Below are 24004 nucleotides of genomic sequence, written 5' to 3' on the forward strand. Positions count from 1 at the left end.
GCTCCACGTGCTGGCTTATCGTGCCATGGTCGACGTTCCGAGGGAACTGGTGCAGCACGTGGCCCGGTTGCTGCACGCCGAGCGCCGCGCGCTTGGCACCCGGAAGAAGACTCGCGCGCTGACCTGCTTCTACCAGGCATTGTTCGTGCTCGTCTGGTTCCGTAAGCAGGAGGACCTGACCCTGCTGGGCGCCGGCTTCGGGGTCTCGCGGGCGACCGCATACCGCTACCGCGACGAAGGCGTCGCGGTCCTCGCCGCGCAGGCGATCGATCTGCACACCGCCCTGCGCCGGGCTGCCGCCGACGGCTGGTCATACGTGATCCTCGACGGCAAGCTGTTCGACTGCGACCGGCTCACCGAGACCACCCTGTCGGTCAAAGGCGCAACGATCGACGCCTGGTATTCCGGAAAGCACCGCGACTTCGGCGCGAACATCCAAGCGATCATGCGTCCGGACGGGCTACCGATCTGGACCTCACAGGCAATGCCAGGGCATCTGCACGACACCAGCTGCGCCCGCGAACTCGGTGTGACCGCAGCGCTGAACTGGTCCGCCGCCGAACTCGACCTGCCCACACTGGCCGACTCCGGCTACGAAAGCGCAGGTCACGGCATCAAAACGCCGATCAAGCAACCCGCCGACGGGAAACCACTCGCACCCGACAACCGCGCCCACAACCGGCTGCTACGCGGCCTGCGCTGGCAAGGCGAACGCGGCTTCGCCATCCTGATCGGACGCTGGAAAACACTACGCCACACCACGATCAGCCCACGCCGGATCGGCGACGTCGTCGCCGCCGCACTGCACCTGACGCGCTCAACGCGGGGCGTATCGACGTCGAATCGCTGCGCCGACGCCTGGCCGGGGTGCCGTTGCCGCGGGCGGCGGACGGCCGCCTGGTCCTCGCGGTGGATGTCTCGCCGTGGCTGCGCCCGGACGGCAACTGCAGCCGCAGCGTTCCTTTTGCCACACCTACGGCCGCGGCAAGGACGAACACGTCCGCCGACGCGGCCGGTCCGAGGAACGTGGCGACGTTCAGCGCCACCGCGGCCTCGACGTCACCGGCGTCCAGCAGTTCCTGCTCGCGGGCACCGAACTTCAGGATCGCCTCGGTGGGCGGGTGCAGCCGCGTCGCCGCGCAGAGCAGCACCAGTGCCGTGACCCGCCTGGGCCACCTTGCGGCGATTTCCTGGGCGACCCGGCCACCGTAGGAGGAGCCGATCAGGATGGCGTCGGACACCTGCAGCGCATCGAGCAGATCCCGGACGTCGTCGGCCGCGTTGAACGCTTCGGTCGGGGCCGGCGACTCGCCATGCCCCCGGAAGTCGCAGCGCACCACGCGGTATCCGGTGTCCAGCAGGATCTGCCACTGCGGGTCCCACATCCGCCGATCGCAGACCGAGGAGTGCAGCAGGACCACCGCCGGACCCGTCCCGGCCACGTCATGAGCAAGAAGCACCGGCCGACAGTAGCCGACTGGTGAGGAGCATCGGACCGGAATCCGCTAAGAACTCCTAACTCTTTGTGGTTCGGAGGCGGCGCCAGCAGATGAGGGCGCAGCCGAGTTTGAGTAGGGCTTCGTGGATGTCGTCGCGGATCTCCCAGCGGATGCGTAGACGACGGAACCAGTGCAGCAGCGCGAAGGTCTGCTCGACGACCCACCGGAACTTTCCCAGCCCGGAACCATGCGCGGTGCCACGGCGGGCGATGACCGGAGTGACGCCGAGCTCGCGGACCTGGGCACGGTACTTGTCATGGTCGTAGCCCCGGTCGGCGTAGACCTTCGGGGCCCGCTGGCGGGGCCGTCCGCGTTTGCCGCGGATCGGCGGAACGGCTTCAAGTAGTGCGATGAGCTGGGTGACGTCGTTGCGGTTGCCGCCGGTGAGCAGCACCGCGAGGGGAACACCGCCGGCGTCGGTGATGAGGTGGTGTTTGGAGCCCGGCCGGCCGCGGTCTACCGGACTCCGGCCGGTTTTGGGCCGCCCTTGAGCGCTCGGATATGGCTGGCGTCGACCACGGCCCTCGACAGGTCGAGCTTGCCCGCGGCACGCAGCTCGGCCAGCAGGACCTCGTGCAGCCGTTGCCAGACGCCGGCGTTGTTCCAGTCACGCAGCCGTCGCCAGCAGGTCATGCCGCAGCCGAAGCCGAGCTCGCGGGGTAGCCATTCCCAACGGATGCCGGTGTAGAGGACGAACAGGATGCCGCACAACACCTTGCGGTCATCGACCGGTCGACGACCAGGACCCGACCGCGGCCGCTGCTTCGGAATCAGCGGCTCGACCCGAGTCCAGAGGTCGTCGTCGACCAGCCACGGTTGCGGGTCGCGCTTCCTCATGTCACCGACAACGACCACACCGAAGATCAGGTCATACCGATACACCCGATTGAGTTAGGAGCTCTTAGCGGCAGGCGTTGCGAAGGCCGTCGTAATGCTTCTTGTATGCGTACATGCACTGCAGCTCGTAGCTGTCCCAGTGATGGTCCTTGTCGCCCGATCGGAAGCCCTGGAGCCCCACAGTGCTCTTTGATGTGGCGGCGAGGAACCTGGTTTCGTTCGCCTTGTCTGTGTGGTATTTGTTCCACACCCAGTACGGGTGCCTGAACTCCGCGGGGACGTGCGAGCCACCAATGCGCGAGGGTTCGTCGGTCAGCGGTATCAGTTTCCAGAGTTGATGGTCCGCGCCGTTGCACGCCCAGAGTTGGAGACGGCCGTCGGCCTTGGTCGCCTCGAGGCATTTGCCGGTTGGTTCAAGCTTGATTCGGTAGCCGGTGGCGGCGGCGTCCCACTCCATGTACCAGCGCTGGTTGGCCTGATCGACGGCACCTGCATCGTGACAGTAGTGGAGCTTGACCGCGCCGCCGTCACGACCCATGGTGCCAGGCGGTGCGTCGAGGCAGTGGCGAGGGCGGCCCATCGTCTGGAGCCACAGGCTGTCAATGTCGCGGCCGTGGTGTGCGCCCGCTGGCTCGCTGGCTGTGAGGATTCCCGCTGAAACGATCGCGGCGACAACCACCGACACGACGGCGCGTGGGAACTTCCTGATCATCGGGCTCCTATCGAAGAAACTGAGTGTGCCGATGATAGAAGGTCGTGGGTCGCCGTGTCGGTCGCGGTATGCAGCGGTGGCTGCTCATGCTGCGGCGCAGCCAGCATGGGTGAGTCCAGCCGTGTTCGGCATCGTCGGAACGTGTCAAGGGAATGAGGCCAACGGGAGTTAAGCGGTTTGGAGTTCGGGCTGGGTTTCCTGGTCGGGCTGGTTGATCCAGACTTGGTCGGGCAGGTCGAGGATCTTGGGCAGTGGTGGGCTGGTGCCGAACCGTTCTGGGTGGGCGGTACGGGCCGCGGCGAGGGTGTCCTCGCGGCCGGCGCGGACCTGGTGGTGGCGGCCGTGGTGGACGTCGGCGGGGGTGTGCAGGCCGATTCCGGAGTGCCGGTGAGCGTGGTTGTACCAGGCCACGAACTCGGCCATGAACGCCCGGGCATCGGCCAGCGTCGCGAACCGGTCCGGGAAGACCGGCGCGTACTTGAGCGTCTTGAACCAGGCCTCGGAATACGGATTGTCGTTGGAGGTCTTCGGCCGCGAGTGCGAACGGGTCACCTGAAGGTCTTCGAGCAGGTCAGCCACCGACTTCGAGGTCATCGAGGTGCCCCGGTCGGCGTGGACCACGTGCGGGACGCCGTGGACGTCGAACACCTCCCGCATCATGTTCTCGGCGAGCGGACCCGATTCGCGGGCGTGCACCCGTGCGCCGACGATGTACCGGGAGTAGATGTCGATCATCACGTAGGCGTCGAAGTAGACGCCTTTGACCGGGCCAGCGAGTTTCGTGATGTCCCAGCTGTAGACCTGCCCCGGTGCGTCGGCGACCAGCTCGGGACGCGTCCGGGCCGGATGCCGGGCCTGCCGGCGACGCTCACGGACCTGTTCATGCTCACGCAGAATCCGGTACATCGTCGCGATCGAGCCCAGGTACACGCCCTGGTCCAGCAGCGCCGCGGAGATCTGCGCCGGGGCGGCGTCGACGAACTCGGCACTGGTCAACAACCGCAGGACCTGCTCACGCTCGGCCGGGGTGAGCGCGTTCGCCGGTGCCCGCCGGGACGGCCGTGACGGTGTCGGGCGACGCCGGTCCCGGTCCGCGCTGGACCGGGCGATCCCGGTCAGCCGCTTCGCCTCCCGCGTCGGGATCTTCACGCTGGTCAGCTCGTGATAGGTGTCCATCAGCGCTTGCCGAGCCCGAACACGTCCGGACCGTCCGGCTCGCTCCTGGAGATGTCCTCCAAGAGCTCGCGCGCTTTTCCCATGATCGTCAACGCCGTCTCCGTGCGTGCCAGCTTCGCCTGCGCCTGCGCCAGCTCACGGCGCAGCCGGGCGATCTCGGCCTGCTCCGCCGACGGCCGCCCGACCGTCTCACCGGCAGGTTTACCCTGCAACAGCCCGGCGTCACGGGCCCGGCGCCACTCCGAGATCAACGACGAGTACAAGCCCTCGCGCCGCAGGAACGCCCCGCCCTCACCGGCCTCCACGGCCTGCTCATAGCGGGTCAACAGGTCCAGCTTCTGCCCCGGCGTGAACGACCGGCGGGCCCGCGAACCGCCCGAACGCGGCCCCTTCTTGCGACTCATGACCCCATCCTGGGCCACGACCATGTCAACAGCAGTAGTCAACGCTTCTCGATCCTGCACTCGCCCTGTCCGGCGGACTTGCTATGAACCGCTGGCCTCAACTCACCCTGGCAGACAGGGTCGTGGCCGCGGCGGACGCTCACGAGGTGGTTTACGCGTGGCACTCCCACGCCTGCGCGACGGGTCCGCCAACGAACCGACCGCGACTGGCATGGAACACGACCAGAACCCACGCCCGCGGCGACGACGGCCTGGTCGGCGGTTACGGCCGGGCCGGGTCTGATCCGGTGGGAACGCGACGCCGATCAAACCACGTGAATCAGACGTCCTCTCAGGCGCGCTGCCGTTCGGCCCGTTGCCGGATCAGCTCCTCGACCGCGGTGGGGAGGGTGGTTTTTCGAAGTCGATCAACTTCGCCCAGGTCGGGGTGATGAGGATGCGGACCATGCCGTCGTAGAGCGAGCGAACCTCTGCCTCCCACTCGACCCGTTGCTCGGGCGTCATCGGGTAGCTGCCGTTCATCTCCAGGTACTCCTCGGGGATGCCGTCGACGACATCCAGCTCGGCACGCCCGCGGATGAGCAGGATCTTGGGCGGATGTACCTCGGTGTCGATTGTCAGCGCGACCTCGGGTTTGTGGCGCAGAGAGGGGAGTTTCGGGGCGTTCTTGGTGGTGCATAGGACGATCTCCGAGCCGTTCCAGGTGAACGCGATCGGGATGTTGCGCGGTGTCCCGTCCTTCGCGACGTAGGCCAAGCGGGTCAGGTCGCGAGCCAGCAGCTCCTGGCTGAGCGGGCGGTTCAGGATCTCGGTGATCTCGTGCTGTTCCATGCTCTTTCGCTCCTGTAGGCGGTGTCGTCGAGCCGGCCGTTCGGCTCCTCGTACCCCTGGGACGGAGCCGGTCGGACGTTCTCGACATCCATGGTGAGGTTTCCGATTCATTGTCGGGCCCGGCTGGCCGACACCTGAAGATCAGCCGACGATGGCGGCCCCGGAGTTCAGTCGAACCCTGTGCGGGGCCAGACCGACCTCGCCGTGCTGGAGACGACGATCGCGCGGCTGGATTTGGCGAGGACGTCGTCGTGCCCGGCCCGCCGGACGAGCCATGGTGTCACAGCCCCGCGCGGCTACCGGCCGGTGCCACCGCCGCGAGCGGCCCGCCCTGCCGGCTCCGGGGCGGTCGGTGAAACCCGCCGCCAGCCACCGCCGAACAGGTACAGAGCGGGGAGGAAGAGTACGTTGCAGAGCGTCGCGATGAGCAGCCACCCGCTCCATCCCGCGCCACCGGCCGCGACGACCGGCGATCCGACCAGCACCACCACGATCATGAGCCGGACCGAGAGGCCGAACGCGCCCCAGGCCGTGGCCTGCAGGTCCGGCCGCAGATCCTCGACGTCCTCGGAGAAGAGCGCCATCCAGGGTGCATACGTAGCCGCGATCGCGACGCCGAGCAGTGCGTTGACCCCGATCAACTGAGCGACGCTTGCCCGGCCGCTGTCGGCCAGCGTGACGAAGAGGACCATGCCGACGATCCCGCCGATGGCGCCAACCAGGATGATGGGCTTACGCGCTTGCAGGCGATCGGAGAGCCGCCCGGCGACGATCAGTGTCAGGAGGGTGATTGCCCAGGTGACGGCCATGACGGACGCGGCGCGGCTGGCCGTGAGTCCGAACGTCTGCACGAGCAGCGTCGGCCCGAAGATCTGCATTGTCCAGTACCAGACCAACCACAGGGTGATGCCCGCGAGGTGTGCCCAGAAGACCCGGTGCGCCATGAGCCCCCGGGCGGCGCGCAGGTCGACCGCACCGTCGCCGTCCGCCGCCACCATGTCCGACTCCGAGGTGATGACACGCGCCCGCAGGTGCGGCGACAGGTCCGCGATGAAGAAGGTGATCACGATGCAGAACACCAGTGCGACAGTGCCCATGATGACGACCTGCGACTGCCAGGTCCCGAAGATGGGCAGTGTCACTCCGGCGATGCCGGCGGCCAGGAAGTTCGCGCCGATCGGTCCCCAGGTCCAGAATCCGAACGCGGTGGCGCGTCCCAGCCGCGGCGAGAAGTCCCGGACCAGGCCGGCGGTCGTCGTGACCGCCGCGCCTTCGACGAACAGCAACAGGCAACGGACCACCAGAAACTGCGTCGGCGTCTGCACCAGTACGGTGGCGTAGGTGCACAAGGCCGCGAGCACCAGCGCGGGCATCAGGAGCAGGACGCGGCCGTGCCGGTCGGCGAGCCCGCCACCAATCGCGGCCGAGATGCCGCCGACGACCACGGCCACCGCGACGATCACGCCGTAGGTCTTCAGCGACATGCCCAGGTCGTCGAGCAGCAGCGGCACGACGGGCGAGATCTGGCCCTCGAAGTTGACGATGAGGCTGGCCATGACGGCCATCAACAGATAGCGCATCCGCCGGGCACCGGTGGGGTACTGCGTCAGCTCGCGTGCGTAGAACGGTCGCACGAGGACACCTTCCCGCAGCGTTGGTCGGTTACGCCGTCTGGCTGGCGGCCTCGTGGCTCACGGGTCGGCGGGAGAATCGCATGGCGCCGTCCTCGATCCGGCCGTGCCGAAGCCTCAGCAGGTCGTGCGCGTAGCTCATGCCAAGATGCCAGGGGGCCCGCGAGCCGGCCTTGGGGAACTCGTCGATGGAGCGCAGCACGTAGCCGGCCTGGAAGTCGAGCAGTGGCCGCTGGGTGACGGTCGGGTCGTCGTTGGCCGGCACGCACTGGTCGTAGCCGTGCGCGTCGAGGTACCGCAGCAGCCGGATGACGTACTCGCTGACGAGGTCGGCCTTCAGGGTCCAGGACGCGTTCGTGTAACCGACCGTGAAGGCGAAGTTCGGTACGCCGCTGAGCATCATGCCCCGATAGGCCATGGTCTCCGGAAGTTCGACCGCGTGGCCGTCGACGGCGAGTCGGAGGCCGCCGAGTGCCAGCAGCTCCAGCCCGGTGGCGGTGACGACGACGTCCGCGTCGAGTTCGGCGCCGGACTCCAGGCGCAGTCCCGCCTCGGTGAACTCTGCGATGCGGTCGGTCACCACGGACGCCCGTCCCTGGCTGATCGCGGCGAACAGATCGCCGTCGGGGGCGAAGCACAGCCGCTGGTCCCACGGTTGGTAGCTGGGATTGAAATGGGTGTCGACGTGGTAGCCGGGCGGCAGTTGACGGATCGCCGCCTTGCGCAGCAACGACCTCATGAGGTGTGGACGGCGCCGGCTGACCTGGTAGATCAGCGTGCCCATCGCGATGTTCTTCCACCGTACGATCGGATACGCACGGCGTGCCCCGAGCACGCGCCGCAGCCGGTTCGCGATCGGGTCCTCGGCGGGCAGCGACAGGATGTAGGTGGGCGAGCGCTGCAGCATCGTCACGTGTTCGGCCCGGTCGGCCATGGCCGGCACGAGCGTCACGGCCGTCGCCCCGCTGCCGATCACGACGGCCTTCTTGTCGGTGTAGTCGAGGTTCTCCGGCCAGCGCTGCGGGTGGACGACGGTGCCGCCGAACCGCTCGATACCGGGCAGATCCGGCGTATAGCCGGCGTCGTAGCGGTAGTAGCCGCTGCAGACGTACAGGAAGTTGGTGGTCAGGCGGACAGTCTTGCCGTCATGGACCGCCTCGACCGTCCAGCGCGCGTCCGGGGTGGACCATTCCGCGCGCATCACCCGATGCCCGAAACGGACCCGCCGGTCGAGGCCCGCCTCGGCGGCGGTGTCGCGGATGTAGCGCAGGATGGCCGGCCCGTCGGCGATGGCCTTGGCCTGTGTCCACGGCCGGAACCGGTAGCCGAGGGTGTGCATGTCGGAGTCGGACCGCACGCCGGGGTATCGGAACAGGTCCCACGTCCCGCCGATCGCGTCGCGGGCCTCGAGGATCGCGTAGTTCCGGCTGGGGAAGGCCGATTGGAGGTGGTGTGCCGCACCGATGCCGGACAGTCCGGCGCCGATGATCAGCACATCGAGATGCTCGGTCGTCGTTGTCACACGGACTCCCTCTGGCGGGCACGCAGCCCGGCCTGCAGGCGCGAGATCACGGCGTAGTAGTGGGTCGGCGCGATCCGGGCGAGTGCGTCGAACAGGTAGGCGTCCGGCCCGACCAGAATCCGGGCCTTGCCGTGCTCTACACCGCGGTGGATGATCGCTGCGGCCTTGTCCGGCGACGTCATGGTGACGGCCTCGAACTGCGCTGCCATCTGTTCCTTCGTCCGCCCGAGGCCCTCGGGGTCGGTGCGGAAGCGCGCGTTGCGGGCGATGTTCGTGGTGATGCCGCCCGGGTGCACCGTCACGGCCCGTACGCCGGTGCCGCGCAGTTCCTGGCGCAGGGCGTCGGTGAACCCGCGGATGGCGAACTTGGCGGCGCAGTAGGCGCTCTGATAAGGCATGCCGAGGAGCCCGAACACGCTCGAGGTGTTCACGATGACGCCGTCGTCCTGCTCGATGAGGACCGGCAGGAACGCCCGGGTCCCGTGGACGACGCCCCAGAAATTGGTCTGGAACAGCCAATCGTCGTCCTCCGGAACGGCGCCCGCGACGGTCGATGTGACGGCGACGCCTGCGTTGTTGAACACCGCCGCCAGCGGCGCCGGGAGCCACTCGCGCATCTCGTCGGCGAACCGCAGCTGATCGGCCGCGTCCCGGACGTCCAAGACCCGGCTGAACACCGGACCAGACAGCATCGCAGCGGTCGCGTTCAACCCGGCCTCGTCCACATCGGCGATGGCCACGGGGGAGCCCAGCCCCGACAGCCGCCGGGCCAGGCTGCGACCGATGCCGGAGGCCGCGCCGGTGATCATCACGGGGCGGCCGGCGATCCGACGAGATCGTCGGGGCATCGGCACTCCCGCTGGCCCGGACCCGCCGCGCTCGGTCACGACCGCGCTCCGGTGTCGCCGGCCGTGGTGGACGGCAGCGGTGCGATGCTGCGGCGGCGAACGACCGCGCGGCCGCCCTGGGCCGGGGCGTTGGCCACGCCGCGCGAGTGCCAACGCTCGCCGGGTTCGTCGGTGGGCACCAGGGCGAGGTCGCGCAGCATCGTACGCAGGACGACGTTCATCTCCAAGTTCGCAAACGCGGCACCGAGGCACCGCCGGCTGCCGCCGCCGTACGGAATCCACTGGTACAGGTCAGGTCGGGTGCCGAGGAAGCGGTGTGGATCGAACCTCTGGGCGTTCGGGAACATCGACTCGTTGTCGTGCATCAGCGTGATGCTGACCAGCACCGCGTACCCCTTCGGCACGGTCCACCGGCCCACCTGGAAGTGGTCGGCCTGCACCTGCCGTCCGACAAAGTCGATCACCGGACGGGTGCGCTGCACCTCGAAGATCGCCGCCTCGCGCAGCGCGTCGCCACCCGCGTCCACCTCGTCGAGGAGCTCGCTCAGGACCGCCGGGTGACGGCGCAGCCGCTCGACCGCCCAGGCGAGCGTCGTCGCGGTCGTCTCGTGCCCGGCCGCGAGCAGCGTGAGCAGCTGATCGGCGATCTCGCTGCCGCTCATCTCCGAGCCGTCGTCGTAGCGACTCTGCAGCATCAGCGCGAGGATGTCGTCGCGGGCGTCGAGGTTCACGTCCCGCCGCCCCTTGGCGACCAACCGTCCCACGATCGCGTCGTACTCGCGGCGCATCGCCCAGAACCGCCCCCACGGGCTCCACCGTCCGAGGTCGACCTTGGGAACGGGCAGTACGGCCAACCGTGACCCGAGCTTGATCATCCGCGGCAGCAGCTCGCGCAGGTCGGCGAACTCGGCACCCGCGGAGCCGAACACCGCGCGCAGGATGATGTTGAGGGTGATCCGCGTCATCGAAGGCAGTGTCGCGAAGGCCGGGCCCTGCGGCCACGACGCCAGCTCCCGCACCGTCTCCTCTTCCACGATCTTCTCGTAGACCGCCAGCCGGCGGCCGTGGAACGGCGGGACGAGCAGCCTGCGCTGCCTGCGGTGCTCCTCGCCGACGAGCGCGAACAACGAGCCGGGACCGAGCACCCGACCGAGATTCCGGTCGGGCTTGTCCGCGAAGTTCGGGCTGGTCATGAACACCTGCCTGACCTCGGCGGGATCGCTGATGATCACGGCCCGGCCGTACGTCGGCACGTTGACGGTGAAAGAGTCCCCGTAGCGGTCTCGCATCCGGCGCATCCCGCGGTGCGCAACGGCCAGCGCGTACACGCCCTGCACGGCACGAGGTTTCGAGGGACCCGGCGGAAGCGTGACGGTCGTCATCGGAGCACCACCTCCAGAGCGGTACGCGAACGTACCATTGGAACGGTACGCTCACGTACCGTTCGGTACAAGGGAGCAAGCCGGACAGGAGGTATAGCGTGGCCACGGTGACGACCGTGCGACACCAACGCGCTGCCGAGCCGACCGCACCCGTGAACGGCGACACCGGCCAGTTCCGCCGGCGGCTGCTCGACGGCCTGGTCACATCGATCACGGAGGACGGCTACCGGAATACCACGGTCGCTGACATCGTGCGCCGCGCGCGTACCTCTCGGCGGACCTTCTACCAGCACTTCTCCGACAAGGAAGCCTGCTTCGTCGCGCTCCTCACCGATGCCAACGCCGAGATGATCCGCCAGATCTCGGCCGCCGTCGACGAGAAGGCACCGTGGACCAGCCAGGTACGCCAGGCCGTCGAGGCATGGATCGCCTCCGCGGAATCCCGGCCCGCGATCACCCTCAGCTGGATCCGCGACGTGCCGTCCCTCGGTACTGCGGCCCGCCGACTTCAACGGGACACGATGGAAGCCTTCATCACCATGATCCAGGCCCTCTGCGACACCGCCGAGTGGCGCACGGTCCGGGTCAGCCCGGTGCCGCGACAACTCGCGATCATGCTGCTCGGCGGACTCCGCGAGCTGACCGCCTCCACCGTCGAGGACGGCGGACGCATCAGCGACAACACCGAACTCGCCGTCCATGCTTGCACCGCCCTGCTCGGCCCCACACCCCGAGTCCCGGGTCGCTGACCGTCGGCGGTCGTCGCACAGCCGCACGGGTGCCGGCTGGCTCGGCCGCGTGGCATGAAGGCCCTACCGGAGGGTTGCAGTGGCGGTCAGCCACACCTTGGGCCAGTCGTCACGGACGCCGTCATGGAACGCTGAGAAGGGCCAGTCGTACGCCGGCAACGACCACGGCAACGTCCGCCCGATCCCGGCCACCACCAGCGCCTTCACCAAGCAACCAGTTCGGTGACGACGTCGTCGATGCTGCGCCCCAGGGGCGCCGGCACGTCCGCCGGCTGATGCCGGAATACCCCGCACGGCCCGGCGACATCCCACAGGTGGGTAAGCGCACCGACCCGACCGGGATCCGCCGCGCACATCACCGCGCAATGGATGTCACTGATGTAGGCGGCCAGCACTGGGTGACCAGTCGTCGCCGCGCCCGCCTCGCACGGCTGGAGCAGGTCCGGCGGATCGCTGAACCCGGTCGTCTCCAGCAGCTGCCAACCGCCACGGAGGTACGGCAACCAACGATGCTCATGGCCGAATCCGGCGACACCGTCCTGATCGGTCAGCAATCCTGCGGTCGTGCGACCACGACCGTCCCCCAGTAACCCACCGGTGGAGATTACCGTCATGATCATCCTGGGGCGCTCGGTCGCGTCCACTGGAGCCCGAAGGTACGGACGTCACCAGTCACGCCAGCCACTTGATCCAATGGGTGGATCTCGGCACGAGCGCACCCGACCTTGGCGGGTCGCACGGAGTGGTAAGGCCAACAGCGCCGCCGTGCACGACCGGGGGCAGGACCGGATGGATGCGGGCGGCGACCCGCTGTCCACGGTGACCTTCCCCGACACCGACCTGGCCGTCGTGGTGGCTGGGGGAAGCGTTCCGCGGCCACCGAGATGTCACCCTGTTCAAAATCCGACATGGCACGACCGCTGGCCGGGGCGGTAACTTCTGCGCCGCATCCAACACCGGCGGGAGGGCCGTGCAGAAGTTACTTACGTCGGTGCGGCGCCGGTCGGCGGCGTACCTCAAGCGGGGCGACCCCGGTCCGGTGCTGTCGAACAGGGCGCTCACCGAGGCCGGCCGGCTGCTGGCGACCGCCCGGGCCGCCAGCCGGCACCACCCGATCTCACCCCAGGTGATGCGGGCGGTGGCCTGGCTGCACTGGTGCCGCTATCTCGCGTTGCCGGCCGGGGCGGGCCGCGCCGACTACGAGGTCGCGCAGGGGTTGTTCGCCACGGTCTTCCGGCTGGATCCCGCGCTGGTGCCCGAGGAGTTGCGCGAGCGGCTGGCTGCCGGCCAGGACGAGGCCGGGGAGCTGGGCGAGAGGGGCGCCCAGCTGCTCATGCGCGGCGACCTCGCGAATGCAGTTGGCCTGCTGCGGCGGGCTGTGGAGGTCGGTGGGACCGACGATCCCGAACGGCACATGTGGCTGGCCAACCTCGGTCAGGCCCTGCAGGCCCGGTTCGCCGACACGAAACTGGACGGGGACCTCGACGAGGCCGTCCGCCGCCTGGAGGAGGCGCTGGCCGCCGTGCCGGCCGGGCATCCGTACCGGTCGGCGTATCTGCTCAATCTCGGCCGGACGCTGCGCCTGCGCGACCGGGGCGACGACCTCGGCGCGGCGATCACCCGGCTCCTTGCCGCGATCGACGAGTGCGCACTGCAGAACGATGCGGTCCGGGCGCGGGCGATGTGCCTGGCCGCGCTCGGCGAGGCGCTGCACGAGCGCTTCGTGCGCGGCCGGGATCCGGTCGATCTGGACGCGGCCATCGCGGCCTGGGGCGACGCCGCCGACATGGAGCACGACGCCGCCGATCTGGCGCGGATCATGACGAACCTGAGCGTGGCATTGCGCGCCCGCCACCAGCGAGACGGGGATGCGCGGGACGCGGAGGCCTCGGTGACCGCCGCCCGGGCGGCGGTCGAGGCGGGCGCCGGCGCCGAACGGCCGGCCTGCCTCGCCAATCTGGTGGCCGCGCTCGCCCTCCAGGTTGACGAGGCCGCCGACTCGGAGATGATCGGAGCCGCTCGCGAGGCGCTCGCGGCGCTGCCGGCCGATCATTCCGACCGGGGTGCGCTGCTGGAGCGGCTTGGTGGCGCGCTGTGGCGGCGTTACCTCGCCGGCCGGGAGACCAGTGACCTCGACGAGGCCATCGCCTGCTGCCGCAGTGCCGCCGAGGCGTTGCCCGGCGAGGGGCGCCTGGCCAACCTGACCACCGTCCTGATCGAGCGGGTGGCCACGCTCGGCGACGACGCCGACCTCACGACCGTCGTCGCCGACGCGCGGTGGGTGCTCGAAGCGACCGGCCCCGACGCACCCGAGCGGGCGGGACGGTTGGCGCACCTGGGCGTGGTGCATCGCCTCCGGCACCAGCGCCTGGGTGAGACGGCCGACCTCGACGCCGCGATCGTCTCGTGGCGGGCGGTGGCCGACGCCGGGACATCGGACGCGGGCCTGCACGGCAACCTCAGTGACGCGCTGATCGATCGGTTTACCCGCACCGGCCGGCTCGACGACCTGATCGCCGCGGTTGCCCACGCGCGGACGGCGGCCGGCGCCGTCGACGGGGAGCACCCGCACCGGCCGCAGATGCTGGCCCACTTCAGCATCGCGTTGCGGCTCCGGTACCGGCGGCTCGGCGACCCGGCCGATCTCGACGACGCGGTCGACCAGGCGCAGGCCGCCGTCGATGCCACTCCCGCCGGCCACGCCGGCCGGGGGCCCTGGCTGTCCGCGCTGAACAACGCCCTGCAGGCCCGGTTCGAGCGCGCCGGCGACCCGCGCGACCTCGACCGGGCGATCGCCGCCAACCTGGAGACCCTCGACGTCGGCACCGACGCACCGGACGCGGCCCGGTCCAACCTCGGCGGCTCGCTCATGGTCCGCTTCCGGCACGGCGGGGACCCCGCCGACCTCGACGCGGCGATCACCCACCTCCAGTGGGCGATCGACCACGCCCCCGTGGGACACCGGCACCGGGCGAACTACCTCGGCAATCTCGGGTACGCGCGGCACGTGCGCTACGACAGCGGCGGGGATCCGGCCGATCTGGAGGCCGCCGCCGTCCTCTGCCGGGACGCTGTCGAGGCGAGCGCGGGTCGCCCCGACCAGGCGCAGTTCCTGTCCAACTTGGCCCGGGTGTCGCAGGCGCGGTTCGACCAGTCGGGCAACGAGACGGCCGCCGACGCCGCGCTCGACGACCTGCGCCGAGCCGCCGCGATAGAGACGGCGCCCCCGACGGAACGGGTGGCCTGCGGCCGCCGGCGCGGTGACCTGGCGGCCCGTCTCGGCAGGTGGAGCGAGGCGGCGGACGGCTACGCCCAGGCGGTCGCGGTGCTGCCCCTGATGGCCTGGCGCGGCCTCGACCGGGACGGTCGGCAGGAACGGCTCGCCTGGTGGGGCGGCACGGCGGCGGACGCGGCGGCCTCCGCGACCGCGGCGGGCCGGGTCGAGCACGCCGTCGCCCTGCTCGAACAGGGCCGCGCGGTGTCCTGGGCCCAGCTGCTGGACATGGGCACCGACCTCGGCGCGCTGCGCCGCGTGCGACCGGCTCTCGCCGACCGGTTGGCGGCGGTGGGCGCCGAACTCACCAACGAGCCGGCGGCCGTGGTGCCGCTGGCGCCCCCGTCCGGCCCGGACACCGACCGGCGGATCGCGGCGGCCCACGAGTGGGAGGAACTGGTCGCGCGGGTCCGCGAGCTGGACGGGTTCGCCGGCTTCCTGCGGCCGCCTCCCACCGGCAGCCTGCTGGCGGCCGCCGAGGGCGGACCCGTGGTGATCGTCAACGTGAGCCGGTGGCGGTGCGACGCGCTGCTGGTGCGCCGCGACGGGCTGCGGGCGTGCCCGTTGCCCGCCCTGACGCTCGGGGAGGTCATCGCCCGGGCCGAGGGCTACCTCACCCTCCTGTCTGAGGCGGAGGCCGCCGATCTGCGGCGCATCGAGGCGCAGCGGCCCGTGTCGGGCGAGTCCCCGCGCACGGTGGCCCGGCGGCGGCTCGACGCCGCCCGGGCGGTGGAGGAGGCGCACGAGCGCGTCGACCGTCTGCTCGCCGATCTGCAGGCGTGGCTGTGGGACACGATCGCCGAGCCGGTGCTCGACGCGCTCGGCCACGCCGGCACGCCCGAGGGGGACGCGGCGACGTGGCCGCGGGTGTGGTGGTGCCCGACCGGGCCGCTCACCGTGCTGCCGCTGCACACCGCGGGCCGGCACGGCGAGGGCGACCGGACGGTGCTGGACCGGGTGGTGTCGTCGTACACGCCCACCCTGCGGGCGCTGCTGGAGGCCCGCCGGCCCGCGGCCCCCGTGGATCCGGAGGCCGACCGGTTACTGCTGGTCGACGTGGCGGATCCGGAAGGGCTGCCGCCCATCGACAACTCGGCGGAGCGGACCGCGCTGCTGCGGGGCTTTCCAGCGGAGGCCCGCACGGTGCTCGACGACGTCGCGGCGGTGCGGGCCGCGCTGCCGCACCACCGCTGGGCGCACTTCAGCTGCCACGGCGACCAGGACCTCCGCGCCCCGTCGCGCGGCGGCCTGCGGCTACGCGACGGCGTGCTGACCGTCGCCGACCTGAGCACCGGCCGGTTCCGCGGCGACTTCGCTGGCCTGTCCGCCTGCAAGACCGCGGTCGGCGGCGTCCATCTCCTCGACGAGGTCGTCACCCTGGCGGCGGCGCTGCACCACACCGGCTTCCGGCACGTCATCGCCGCCCTCTGGTCGATCGACAAGGAGACCTCCGCGGAGGTCTTCGGCACGCTGTACGAGAGGATCGCGGCGCACGGGCGGATGGAACCCGACCGAGCGCCCGCCGTCCTGCATGAGGTGGTGCGCCGGATCCGGGACCGCCGGCCCGACTGGCCACACCGGTGGACACCATTCACCCACATCGGACCCTGACCCCGACCCAGAAGGCTCGTGAGCGAGATGACCCAGACACCCCCCGCGCCGCTGCCCTTCGCGAAAGTCCCCGCGGACACCTACGCCGCGGCGTTCTCGGCAACCTGCGAGCCCACCGAGACCCGCCGGGGCGTGCTGCTCACCGGGACCTGCCCGCGCTGCGGCGACCGCATGGACTACCTGGTGCCTACCGGCGTCTTCCTGGTCTTTCCGGGCGGCTCCGGGCCGCGGCCGACGCCGGTGATGTGCACCTGCCGCGCCGAGCACCCGGGCCGGCCGGACGACGACGAGGGCTGCGGCGCCTACTGGACGGTCGAGCTGACCGGGCTGGCGTCGTGACCGTCCGGGTCTCCGCGGGCCCGCCGGCCGCGCCCGGCGACCGGGAGGCCGCCAAGGCCGCCCGCGACCTGCTCGCCGACGAACTGCCCCGGATCCGGACCGGCGCGCTTGCCTGGCGCAACGGTCTCGGCGCGCTGCTGGCCGGGCTGATCGGCTTCGGTCTGGTGCGGGGCCGCTCCGACGTGACCCAGCTGAGCGCGCCGTTTGCCGCCGGGGTGGGTGCCCTGCTGCTGGCTGCCCTGGTCACCGGCGGCGCGGCGGCTCTGCTGGTGATGCGGGCCGCGCACGGCCGCCCCTACGCGGCCGCCCTGCCCACATCGGAGCGGACGGCCGCCGCCAACCCGGCGGAGCTCACCCGCTGGGCCGAGGCGAGCGCGTCTGAGCGTGCGCTGCGCCACGGTGTTGTGCTGTCCTTCGCCTGCATGGCGCTGCTCGCCGCCGCGGTGGGGGTGACCTGGTACGGCCCGGCGAAGGACAAACCGCGCATCGAGGTCCGCCTCCCGGGCGGCGCCCGCTCGTGCGGCGAGGTCGTCGCGGTGTCGGCGGGCCGACTCGTGCTCAAGACCCCGCTCGGCCCCCAGACCATCGACCTCGCCCAGATCGACGGCTTGGCCGCGGCGCCCACCTGCACCCCATCGCCCGGCTGACGGCCCGGACTAGGTCCATCACCCGGTGGGCCGGGCCGCCACCCGCACCACCGATCCCACCCGGCGCGCCGTCCACTCCCGGTCCCTCGAGTTCCAACCCGGCGTCGGCAGCCCACACGCCCCAGCAACGCGGCCAAACCCCGCGCCTTGACCGCTGAGTCGGCCTGAGGCGCGGTGCCGGGATCACTCCCGGCCCGTTTCCCCAGGCCGCTCGCCGAACCCGCCGTGCGGATCTCTCCGCAACGGGCTCTCCACGGTGTCTGTCGCTATGCGTGGTTGGGCAGGGTCCAGGGTGTGGGGATCGTGTTGCCGCGGTAGCGGTATCGCGTGATGGGAACTGCCGCGATGTTGAACAACTCGATCCCGTCCGCTGACGGTCGCCGCCACTGCCCAGCGGGCGTGGTGAGCCGTCGGCGGACGTCTTTCCATCTCCAGTGGTGGCGTTCCATCAGCATCCGGATCACTCGCCGCCAGACGAAGTTTTCCAGCACCTTGAAGGTGTGCTTGGCCACCGCGTGCTTGAAGTAGTTGGCCCACCCGCGCATGATCTGGTTCAGCCTGATCAGCACGGTCCCGAGGTCCTGCTGCGACGTCCTGCCTGTCAGAGCACGGATCTTCGTCTTCACCGAACGGATCGCCCGCGCGGCGATGAACGTGTAGACGTACCACTGCGTCGTTCCTCGCTTGCGGCGCCACTGGATGCGGAACCCCAGAAAGTCGAACGACTCGCTCATGTGCACCACCTGGGTCTTGGCCGGTGACAGCCTCAACCCCAGACCTGCGAGCACCTGAGCGATCTCTTCGCGCAGGTCTTCGACGTCGTTGCGGCTGCCGTGCACCAGGACGACGAAATCGTCGGCATAACGCACGGTTCGCCAGGTCGGTTGACCCTTACGTCGTCGCCTGACGCGTTGACTGGTCGTGGCCATCGCCCCGCCGTTCTCCCACGGGCCATGCAGGTGCTCGTCGAGAACCTGCATCGCAACATTGAAGATCAACGGGGAGAGGATCCCGCCTTGCGGCGTGCCGGTGTGCGTGTCGCTGTTCTCGCCCAGTTCGCTGAGGACCCCGGCTTTCAGGAACGCCTTCACCAGCGCCAGCACCCGCTTGTCCTTGACCCGCAACCGCACCCGGTCGAGCAGCGCGGAGTGTGAGACCGAGTCGAAGGCCGCTTCGATGTCCGCGTCCAGCACCCACTGATAGCCGTTGGTGCCGAGCATGTGGATCTCCGCAATCGCGTCATGTGCTCGCCGCATAGGCCGGAACCCGTATGAGACCGGTAAGAAATCGGCCTCGAAAATGGGCTCCAGCACCAGCTTCAGCGCAGCCTGGACGACCCTGTCAGCCACGGTGGGGATACCGAGCTTCCTCAGCTTCCCCGACCCGCCCGGCTTGGGGATCATGCGCTCCCTCACCGGCAACGGCCGAAACGAGCCTTCCTTGAGGGAAGTCCGCAGAGTGTCCAGGAACCCGGGAACACCGATCTCCTCCTCGATGTCGGCAACGCGAAGGCCGTCGACGCCGGGAGTCCGTGCTCCGGTGTTGCCCGCGACCCGGTCGAACGCCACGATCAGCGTCGCCGGGTCGTATACGAAGTTGAACAGGTCGTCGAACCTGCGGCCCGGATCGGCCGCCGCCCAACGGTGAAGCTTGGCCTGCATCTCCGATACCCGCGACCACGGCCCCTTCGGGGCCGGATCGCGAGCGCCGCCGTTCGGCGGCGCGTCTTTCGGCATTACAGCTCCTCATCTCCTCGACAACCGCTGCCGCCCTTCGCCATGTGACCGGCTCTCCCGGCCTCGGACTACTACGGCGGCTCCGCCCCGTCTCGAACCGATCGGCGGTCGGTGCGCCCAGCCCACCCGACCGCGCCGGCAGCGCGGCCGCGGGCAAGATCCAGACGGTTCCCGTGTTCACTGTGATTCGCTCGACGAAGGAGGAGCCCGACTGTGTCCCTGCGGCATCGCCATGAGTACGCCGCAGAATTCCCCATGGCCTCCACGAGCAGCAGGGTCAGACCACCCGCGAAGTTCCCCGCCCGTATCGACGGGTGCGCACCGCATCCGGCCCAGATCTACCAGGTTCGAGCCGGTGAAGGATTGAGGGACGTAACAACGCCGGTTCCTCGCGTACTCCTCTCCGTCACGCTCGCCGGGCCCGCACCATCTGGCAGTACTGGCACACCCCGGCTGCTATCAGGGCTGCTCCCACCCTCCCCGGCACCACCCGGATCAGGCTGCCCCCAGCTCCACGGAACCTGCTGCGACAGGCCCGAGGCGAAGGTCTCCCACCTCCACTCGAATCAACAGCGCCTCACGGCGCAAAGCCCCGCTCCTTCATGGATGACACTTCGGACCGACCGATATCGCATGTGAATGCGGATAGTGTCGTTGAGCATTTACGCCGACCTCGAAACCGCCATGAAGGCCGGTAGGACCGACTCAATCGCACTGACCAACGACTCGTCCTCGGGCTCGGTGCCCGGGCCGAAGCGCCGGTCAGGGTCGCGCTGCCCGGCCCCAGGACCCGTGCGGTGCAGCTGCGCCGAGGTGCAGGCGCCCCGGCCGCAGCCCGACCAGGCGGCATGCGTTGAGGCCGGTTCCGGGCCACGGATGGGCAAGGCCGGATCGCGGCGTTGAATCCGACTGATTGCGCCACCCGTCAGCCGTGTGCGATGGGTTCGATCGTGCCGACCAGCGGGATGCCGTAGGCATCGGGTGTGTGTCGATCCTCGGACACCAATCAAAGACACGAGAGTTCGCCGGGGTAACCACCTCGGCGATCATTGTTTCCGGGCCTGGTTGGTAGGTCAGCCGCAGGCCGATCCGGCTGTACAGCTCCGCCTTGTCGCGTGGGTCGGCGTCGCGGAGCAGCCGGAACAGGTCGTTGAACGCGTCGGCGATGGTGTCGAGCTGGTCGCCGGTCATTCGCTGCGGTGGTGCCTCGGTGAGGCCCAGCCGGGCTTGGGCGCCTCTCTTGAGGGCGGTGGCCTCGCTGATCCAACCGGCGATGAGCGCCGGGTCGCCACCGGCGTCGAGCGTCGCCCGGTAGCGATTGATCTTGGCGTCGGCGTCAGCGATGGTCTGGCGCAGCTCTTCGATTTCGCCGGAGGTGTCGTGGGCGGCGAGCGCGGCCTGGTACTGGGCGTCGGCGACACGGCGCAGGTTGCCGGCTAGCGTCGATCCGGTGAGTTCGTCGCGGAGGAACCGGTCGATCGGTTCGGTGATGGCGTCCTCGCGCACGTAGAGCGCGGGCGGGTGGCTGATCCGGTGCTGGCGGACGAAGTCGCGGCTCGCGGTGCAGCGGTAGTAGAGCCGGCCGTGGTTCGGGTTGCCGACCATCTTGCGGTCGCACACTCCGCAGGTGATGAGTCCACGGAACAGGTACGGATGACCGGTGTGCCGGGGCGCCCGGCCGGCGTCACCGTTCGTCCCGCGCGCCTTAATCGTTTGCTGCGCCTGTTCGTAGAGGTCGGTGCTGATCAGCGGGGTGTGTGACTCGGTGCGGGACCAGACCCATTGGCTGGGGTCGTTCCAGCGGTGCCGGTTCTCGTGGCCGAGCGCGACGTCATCGACGTTGATCAGTACCTCGTCGGTGCGTGCTCGGTTCCAGACTTGGCGGCCGGTGTAGCGCGGGTTCTGCAGGATCGCGCGGATGGCGGTGGTCTCCCACACCTGCGTGCGGCGGTGCGGGTTGCGCGCCCGGTCGTAGGCCGACGGGCACGGAATGCCGTCTTGGGTAAGGCCGCGCGCGATCGAGGTCATGCCCCGTCCAGCGACGTACTCGGTGAAGATCCGTTCGACGATCGGGGCGGTGACCGGGTCGGGTTCGAGCCGGTGCAGGCGCTTGCCGTCGGCGGCCTTGCTCGGGTTCGGGTGTGGGCCGGCGTCGGCGAGGCGGTAGCCGTAGGGCGGTCGGCCGCCGAGGTAGCGGCCTTCCAGTTCGGTTTGGGACTTCATCGCGGACCGGACGCGGATCTTGATGCGGTTGCGTTCGCCTTTGCTCATGCCGCCGTAGAGGGCCATGACGAGGTCGTGGGCGTCGGAGCCGGGGTCGACGGCGCCGCCAACCTCGGGCACCCAGAGGCCGATGCCGTAGTCACGAACACGGGGAAGGTCATGCCGAACTGGCTGCCGTAGAAGGCACGTTGAGGCTCGCCGATGACTACCGCGTCGAAGTCGCGACTGGGGCTTTTGATCGTGTCGAGCAGGCGGAGCGCCTCGGGTCGCCGTTTCCATGGCAGCGAGCGGGAGAGTCCGATGTCGAAGAACTCGGCGACGATCTCCCCGCCGGCCGGCTCGATCAAGCTGCGGGCGCGGGAGAGCTGCCAGGCTTTCGACGCCTGCGGGTCCTGCTGGTCCTCGGTCGACACACGTCCGTAGAAGGCGAACCTCATGGTTGTCGAGTCTTCCGGGCGCGATCGATGATGCGCCACAGCACATCGGCGGCGGCCTGGGAGAGCGGGACTTCTAGGGACGTCTTGAGCTGCCCATCTTCGGTTTCCAGCGTCGTGCATGTTCGTATGCTGCGATTTCTCCCCTCGTCGGTCGGGTGATCCATGACGATCGTGGGCCTCCTTTCTGATCGGTGGATGGTGTCCGCGCGGTCGTCCGTCCGTCGTCCGTCCGCGCACTGATCTGCGCAGACGCGCGCGAGCGGACGGACGTCCGCGCGGACGATCGGGTCAGGCGCGCCAGCGCCCGCGGGCGACCTGGCGAGCGCGCCCAGTGGCGGCGAGCGCTTGGAGCCGGTCGTAGATCCAGGTGCGGCGCATGCCCGTCGCCTCGATGAGATCCGGGATCGTTGCTCAACCGCCGCGGCGGCCGCCTGTCCGCCCGCGGTGCCCACGACATCCTCAAAGACATCGCCCAGGCCGCGAACCTGCCCGACGACTTCACCAGCCACGTCCTACACCACACCTTCGGCACCGACCTCGTCCGCAAAGGGCACCGACTTGGTCCTCGTCGCCGAACTCATGGGCCACGCCCGCATCGAAACCACCCGGTCGTACGCCCTGCCCACCGCCGAAGACCGCCGCAAAGTCATCAACACCCTACTGACCGACCGCTGACCAGGGAATCCGAAGATCTAAGGCGGGTTTCCGGCGTATCTCGCTCACCCCCCAACCTCGGTCCTACTCGCATGACAAGTCCTCCCCGCCCCATCAAGCCGATCGATCGACATCGAACGGCGTGACGGGTATCAGCCTGGCAGTCCCGGTCAACCGCGACGCGCGGCGGCCGTCAGACCGAGTCCCGGGAGACCCCGCGCAGCCGGGGCATCCGGTGCAGGATGCCGACGAGCGTGCCGAACACCAACGCCATCGCGATTCCGATCAGCAGGATCGATTTCGAGGTACCGACCATGCCGGCATAGAAGCAGGTGGCCATGCCGGCGATGGCCAGGCTGCCGAGAATGTAGTAGACGATCTGCCACACCGTCGGGCTGTTGCTTGCCGCAACCCCGGCACCCCCGGCCGTGACGGACGCGGCGAGCAGCGCCGACAGCACCGCGGGTCCGAGTGCGCGCACGAGGCCGGTGCGGAAGACGTCGCCGCGCCGGTCGCCGTCGACGACCTGGCGGATGACGACCAGGCCGCCACATGCCGCCAGATAGTCGAGGCCGCCGGCGTCCCGCAGGCCGTCCACCCTGGAGATTAGCTCGGCGGCGAAGCCGGGATGTTCCCCGGCGCCGTACTCGATGTCCTCGGCGAGAGTCCGGCGGGCCTTGATGCTGTGCGGGCTACTCGCCACGTACTCGGCACCGAGATGGTCATCGTCGTCGAGCCGGCGCCGCACCACCTCGTACAGGCTCTGGATGCCGTCACCCAACCCCGGCCCAGTGTCCGGCCTGTCGATGAACTGGGTCGTGATGTACGCCGTCGCCGCCGCCGCGTATCCGGCCAGGTCCTGCACGTTGCCCTCCCACTCAGATGGCGGGGTGCCGGAGCGGCCCCGATGGACATGATGGCGGCATTGCGCAAATGAAGCTTGAAACTCCCGACCGGTGCGTTGTCCTCCCGCAGCAACTTTGGGGCTGGTGACACCGGCCCAAGCGCGGGGCCATCACCGAGCTCGACAGCCTCGTCCAACTGCTCACCCGCGAGCGGGACACCGCCCAGCGCGAGCACAAGCAGGCCGCCGCCGAGCAGACCGACCTGAACCGCCGGCTCGCCGAGGCCACCGCCGCCGCGACGGCCGCCACCGACCGCGCCGAACGCGCCGAGACCCGCCACGACCACTGGTAGCCACCCTGACCGAGCTGGCGCACCGCAGCGCCCCCAGCGAGGGCGACCCCGCATGACGTCCACCACGCCGCCCACCTCGACCCGGCCGCTGTGGACCGCCCTGGTCGTGCTCGCCGCCACCCTGATCGCCGAAACCGCCGGCTTGATCGCCCACGCCGGCGGCGCGGACATCTTCACCGCAATCCTCACGGCCGGCGCGGTCGGCATGCTGCTGGCCCTGGCCCACTTCGCCGGCGTGACCGGCGACCGTTGACGCCAGCCGGGGCATCGCCCCGTTGGCCCGACGGGGGGATAC

Annotated in this window: 20 protein-coding genes and 3 pseudogenes; 8 read left to right on the forward strand and 15 right to left on the reverse strand. The window is 69.9% G+C overall.

Annotated features, from left to right (window positions below; translation table 11 throughout):
* Positions 1-25: 25 nt before the first annotated feature.
* Both EV385_RS25745 and EV385_RS35980 read left to right on the forward strand, forming a co-directional pair.
* Positions 26-754 (forward strand): annotated as a pseudogene (locus EV385_RS25745) (transposase family protein); the annotation flags it as partial.
* 53 nt (positions 755-807) lie between these two features.
* Positions 808-998, forward strand: a pseudogene (locus EV385_RS35980) (transposase); the annotation flags it as partial.
* 39 nt (positions 999-1037) lie between these two features.
* Here the strand turns inward: EV385_RS35980 and EV385_RS35305 are convergent.
* The 9 genes and pseudogenes from EV385_RS35305 to EV385_RS25790 form a co-directional block, all read right to left on the reverse strand.
* Positions 1038-1385 (reverse strand): annotated as a pseudogene (locus EV385_RS35305) (alpha/beta fold hydrolase); the annotation flags it as partial.
* A gap of 130 nt (positions 1386-1515) precedes the next feature.
* Positions 1516-2336 (reverse strand): IS5 family transposase gene (locus tag EV385_RS25755; RefSeq protein WP_207230136.1). Its coding sequence is split into 2 segments (ribosomal slippage): positions 1516-1979 and positions 1979-2336, totalling 822 coding nucleotides; the frame shifts between segments, so codons are not numbered across the junction.
* 64 nt (positions 2337-2400) lie between these two features.
* Positions 2401-3048, reverse strand: coding sequence for an RICIN domain-containing protein (locus tag EV385_RS25760; protein ID WP_130511775.1), 648 nt, complete (start codon positions 3046-3048; stop codon positions 2401-2403).
* A 168-nt stretch (positions 3049-3216) separates the two neighbouring features.
* Positions 3217-4652, reverse strand: a protein-coding gene (locus EV385_RS25765; RefSeq protein ID WP_423203133.1) for an IS3 family transposase whose coding sequence is annotated in 2 segments (ribosomal slippage) — positions 3217-4295 and positions 4295-4652 — 1437 coding nt in all. Because the reading frame shifts where the segments join, the coding sequence is not laid out codon by codon here.
* A gap of 339 nt (positions 4653-4991) precedes the next feature.
* Positions 4992-5459, reverse strand: a complete 468-nt coding sequence (locus EV385_RS25770) for a pyridoxamine 5'-phosphate oxidase family protein (RefSeq protein ID WP_207229936.1) — start codon at positions 5457-5459, stop codon at positions 4992-4994.
* Positions 5460-5755: 296 nt separating this feature from the next.
* Positions 5756-7093 (reverse strand): MFS transporter, encoded by a 1338-nt coding sequence (locus EV385_RS25775; protein WP_130511776.1) that lies wholly within the window; start codon positions 7091-7093, stop codon positions 5756-5758.
* A 28-nt stretch (positions 7094-7121) separates the two neighbouring features.
* Positions 7122-8612 carry a flavin-containing monooxygenase gene (locus EV385_RS25780; RefSeq protein ID WP_130511777.1) on the reverse strand — a complete coding sequence of 497 codons (1491 nt, stop codon included), beginning with the start codon at positions 8610-8612 and terminating at the stop codon, positions 7122-7124.
* Positions 8609-9460 (reverse strand): SDR family NAD(P)-dependent oxidoreductase, encoded by an 852-nt coding sequence (locus EV385_RS25785; protein WP_130511778.1) that lies wholly within the window; start codon positions 9458-9460, stop codon positions 8609-8611. The genes EV385_RS25780 and EV385_RS25785 overlap by 4 nt, the downstream gene beginning before the upstream one ends.
* 35 nt (positions 9461-9495) lie before the next feature.
* On the reverse strand, positions 9496-10842 hold the full coding sequence (locus EV385_RS25790; RefSeq protein WP_130511779.1) for a cytochrome P450: 1347 nt from the start codon (positions 10840-10842) through the stop codon (positions 9496-9498).
* Positions 10843-10949: 107 nt separating this feature from the next.
* Between EV385_RS25790 and EV385_RS25795 the strand changes: the two genes are divergently transcribed.
* Complete coding sequence (locus EV385_RS25795) at positions 10950-11591, forward strand: TetR/AcrR family transcriptional regulator (protein ID WP_242625077.1); 642 nt, start codon at positions 10950-10952, stop codon at positions 11589-11591.
* Between the two features lie 203 nt (positions 11592-11794).
* Here EV385_RS25795 and EV385_RS25800 read toward each other — a convergent pair whose 3' ends face one another.
* Positions 11795-12235 carry a hypothetical protein gene (locus EV385_RS25800; RefSeq protein ID WP_130511780.1) on the reverse strand — a complete coding sequence of 147 codons (441 nt, stop codon included), beginning with the start codon at positions 12233-12235 and terminating at the stop codon, positions 11795-11797.
* A gap of 326 nt (positions 12236-12561) precedes the next feature.
* Here EV385_RS25800 and EV385_RS25805 point away from each other — a divergent pair, with 326 nt between their 5' ends.
* Genes EV385_RS25805 through EV385_RS25815 form a run of 3 tightly spaced genes read left to right on the forward strand, consistent with a single transcriptional unit; the run spans position 12562 to position 17462 of the window.
* Positions 12562-16476: a CHAT domain-containing protein gene (locus EV385_RS25805; protein ID WP_130511781.1), complete on the forward strand. Its 3915-nt coding sequence runs from the start codon at positions 12562-12564 to the stop codon at positions 16474-16476.
* Between the two features lie 27 nt (positions 16477-16503).
* The gene (locus tag EV385_RS25810) at positions 16504-16815 is read left to right on the forward strand and encodes a hypothetical protein (protein WP_130511782.1); all 312 of its coding nucleotides are present in this window, start codon (positions 16504-16506) and stop codon (positions 16813-16815) included.
* A complete protein-coding gene (locus EV385_RS25815) occupies positions 16812-17462 on the forward strand; it encodes a hypothetical protein (protein WP_130511783.1) in 651 nt (216 codons plus the stop codon). Before EV385_RS25810 ends, EV385_RS25815 begins: the two co-directional genes overlap by 4 nt.
* Before the next feature lie 266 nt (positions 17463-17728).
* Here the strand turns inward: EV385_RS25815 and ltrA are convergent, their stop codons facing one another.
* The 4 genes from ltrA to EV385_RS34035 form a co-directional block, all read right to left on the reverse strand.
* The gene (gene ltrA, locus EV385_RS25820) at positions 17729-19198 is read right to left on the reverse strand and encodes a group II intron reverse transcriptase/maturase (protein ID WP_130511784.1); all 1470 of its coding nucleotides are present in this window, start codon (positions 19196-19198) and stop codon (positions 17729-17731) included.
* Between the two features lie 762 nt (positions 19199-19960).
* Positions 19961-21487 (reverse strand): recombinase family protein, encoded by a 1527-nt coding sequence (locus EV385_RS25825; protein ID WP_341273999.1) that lies wholly within the window; start codon positions 21485-21487, stop codon positions 19961-19963.
* Positions 21466-21858 carry a recombinase family protein gene (locus EV385_RS36225; protein ID WP_242625078.1) on the reverse strand — a complete coding sequence of 131 codons (393 nt, stop codon included), beginning with the start codon at positions 21856-21858 and terminating at the stop codon, positions 21466-21468. The genes EV385_RS25825 and EV385_RS36225 overlap by 22 nt, the downstream gene beginning before the upstream one ends.
* The gene (locus EV385_RS34035) at positions 21855-22367 is read right to left on the reverse strand and encodes a hypothetical protein (protein WP_165449335.1); all 513 of its coding nucleotides are present in this window, start codon (positions 22365-22367) and stop codon (positions 21855-21857) included. The genes EV385_RS36225 and EV385_RS34035 overlap by 4 nt, the downstream gene beginning before the upstream one ends.
* On the opposite strand from EV385_RS34035, the gene EV385_RS36180 reads away from it, so the two are divergent.
* Complete coding sequence (locus tag EV385_RS36180; protein ID WP_423203083.1) at positions 22266-22658, forward strand: tyrosine-type recombinase/integrase; 393 nt, start codon at positions 22266-22268, stop codon at positions 22656-22658. The genes EV385_RS34035 and EV385_RS36180 overlap by 102 nt on opposite strands.
* A gap of 47 nt (positions 22659-22705) precedes the next feature.
* Here EV385_RS36180 and EV385_RS25835 read toward each other — a convergent pair whose 3' ends face one another.
* Positions 22706-23377 (reverse strand): hypothetical protein, encoded by a 672-nt coding sequence (locus EV385_RS25835; protein ID WP_130511785.1) that lies wholly within the window; start codon positions 23375-23377, stop codon positions 22706-22708.
* 384 nt (positions 23378-23761) lie between these two features.
* Here EV385_RS25835 and EV385_RS25840 point away from each other — a divergent pair, with 384 nt between their 5' ends.
* Positions 23762-23962: a hypothetical protein gene (locus EV385_RS25840; RefSeq protein WP_130511786.1), complete on the forward strand. Its 201-nt coding sequence runs from the start codon at positions 23762-23764 to the stop codon at positions 23960-23962.
* Positions 23963-24004: the final 42 nt, after the last annotated feature.

The sequence above is a fragment of the Krasilnikovia cinnamomea genome (assembly GCF_004217545.1).
GTDB lineage: Bacteria > Actinomycetota > Actinomycetes > Mycobacteriales > Micromonosporaceae > Actinoplanes > Actinoplanes cinnamomeus.

Bases quoted from the DNA above. Each gene is read 5' to 3' on its own strand.
- EV385_RS25760 (WP_130511775.1), bottom strand. From the start codon at position 3,048: ATGATCAGGAAGTTCCCACGCGCCGTCGTGTCGGTGGTTGTCGCCGCG.
- ltrA (WP_130511784.1), bottom strand. From the start codon at position 19,198: ATGCCGAAAGACGCGCCGCCGAACGGCGGCGCTCGCGATCCGGCCCCG.
- EV385_RS25840 (WP_130511786.1), top strand. From the start codon at position 23,762: ATGACGTCCACCACGCCGCCCACCTCGACCCGGCCGCTGTGGACCGCC.
- EV385_RS25770 (WP_207229936.1), bottom strand. From the start codon at position 5,459: ATGGAACAGCACGAGATCACCGAGATCCTGAACCGCCCGCTCAGCCAG.
- EV385_RS36225 (WP_242625078.1), bottom strand. From the start codon at position 21,858: ATGAGGTTCGCCTTCTACGGACGTGTGTCGACCGAGGACCAGCAGGAC.
- EV385_RS25785 (WP_130511778.1), bottom strand. From the start codon at position 9,460: ATGCCCCGACGATCTCGTCGGATCGCCGGCCGCCCCGTGATGATCACC.
- EV385_RS25825 (WP_341273999.1), bottom strand. From the start codon at position 21,487: ATGGCCCTCTACGGCGGCATGAGCAAAGGCGAACGCAACCGCATCAAG.
- EV385_RS25790 (WP_130511779.1), bottom strand. From the start codon at position 10,842: ATGACGACCGTCACGCTTCCGCCGGGTCCCTCGAAACCTCGTGCCGTG.
- EV385_RS25810 (WP_130511782.1), top strand. From the start codon at position 16,504: ATGACCCAGACACCCCCCGCGCCGCTGCCCTTCGCGAAAGTCCCCGCG.